1 protein-coding gene is annotated in these 255 nt (G+C 58.4%); it reads left to right on the forward strand.

The window, feature by feature from the left end; translation table 11 throughout:
• The coding region (locus JHD69_RS20890; protein ID WP_199142220.1) for a hypothetical protein at positions 1 to 255 on the forward strand (255 nt) is incomplete at both ends.

The following is a 255-nucleotide window of genomic DNA, read 5'->3' on the forward strand; positions in this document are numbered from 1 at the left end:
AGCCGGGCTATGCCATCAACGATGCCACGGATGCGGTAAAGCTCTGGACGGTCAACGCCTCGGGCGCTTCTTCATCAGCCAACTACCTGCCCGGCACGCTCTACAAGACCATTTCCAAAGACGAGAACTGGACAAGCGGCAGGGCGGGCACCACAGAAGAGTTCAAGGATATGGAGGGCAGGGTGGTGCTGAAGAAGGTTTGGGAAAGCGAAAGCTCCGCCCTGTCCACCCAGTACCTGTACGACGACATGGGCA

The organism is Pedobacter sp. ASV12, assembly GCF_016429155.1.
In the GTDB taxonomy this organism is placed as follows: Bacteria; Bacteroidota; Bacteroidia; order Sphingobacteriales; family Sphingobacteriaceae; genus Pedobacter.